Below are 1,434 nucleotides of genomic sequence, written 5' to 3'. Positions count from 1 at the left end.
ATTTCTTCCATCATAACTCCCCCTATCAAAAATAAGTATTTTTCTTAATATTGCTTAGTCAAACTTAAATATACAAAATATCTATCATCATTATATTTAATCGAAGATTCACTCAAATAAACACTATCATATCCATTATATTGACTAACATGTTTATTACCATCTTCATCTAGTTCTAATTTTGTTTTATATTCATTAACAATTCCAATAATATCAAAACCAAAACGTTCCTTTATTTTTTCCATTTTTAGCGTATCTAGACTAATTGGGTTTTCTTCAATGCTTCCATTATTATTCCAATGCATTGTCATATCCTCATTAAAAACTCCTTGACTATTAAAAAGAAAAGTGATTTGTAAATCAAAATCATTACTTTGACTATCAACATCATATGAAACTACTTGTGTATCTAAATCATTATAAATAGCATATCTTTCTTCGAATTCAACCTTTTCCATTAACAATTCATCTTTAAAAAATGTTTCTAATTCCTTTTGATTTTGATTAACATATTGCAAAGCAACTTGCATTGAACCATCATCATAACCTTTATCAATACCTTCTTGAAATGAATTACCACTTATATCTGGACCTTCTGACTCTTTCTGTTTATTATACAATCCTAAAAAGGGGATTGAAATGCATAAAATAATAATCAAAACGATAATAAATTTATACTTTTTCGATAATCGTAATCGTTTTTGTTCTTTTTTTATTTGTGTTTTTTGAAATGTGGTTTGCGGTTCTTTTAGACTTTGCAGAATTTTTTTATCAATTTGAATATATAATAATTTTGTTTCATTATTTGTTAATACAAGATTAGGAATATTGATTATAATTGAATTCCCTTTTGATAAAGATAATTGCTTTCTTACCTCATCATGAATACATTCAACTGCTTTTGTATAATAATGCAAATCAATTCCTTTGCTTCTTTTAAATTCTTGTATGACATATTCAACAACTTTTCTTTCATATTCATTATCATTAAAACTTTTTTCTTCATTTGAGAATTGATTTTTCTTTTTGGCATTCTCTTGAAGCGATTGTTTTTCAATACTTTCCTCTTTTATGTTTTTTTCTTTTTTTGTTATTACTATATTTTTTTCTTCTTTACTTTTAAATATTTTTTCTGATACGTTTTCTATCTCAGTTTCATTATCAATTTGAATATGCAACGATTTTGACCCATCATTTGTTACTATAATATATGGAATATCTATGATGATTGGATATTTTTTTGAAGATACTAACTGTTTCTTCACTTCGTCACAGATTCTATTTATTGCATTTTTATCATTCTTTAGATTGATACCTTCTTTTTCATAAAATTTTTGTACCACATAATCAACAATTTTTTGTTCATATTCAGGATCAACGCTTTCTTCTTTTGTATCATTCTGAACTTTTTTCTTCTCTTCCCTGTTAAAGATG

General features: G+C 25.2%; 1 protein-coding gene. It reads right to left on the bottom strand.

Annotation, left to right across the window (positions count from 1 at the left end; all coding sequences use genetic code 11):
- Positions 1-44 precede the first annotated feature (44 nt).
- Positions 45-1,434, bottom strand: a 1,390-nt coding sequence (locus ACZYT4_RS14015) for an Hsp70 family protein (protein WP_463786981.1), incomplete at its 5' end; no start/stop codon positions are given.

It is taken from the genome of Massilimicrobiota sp. mt181, from assembly GCF_055420065.1.
Note: the sequence above shows the minus strand (reverse complement) of the source record. Positions and strands in the feature narration are given on the sequence as shown.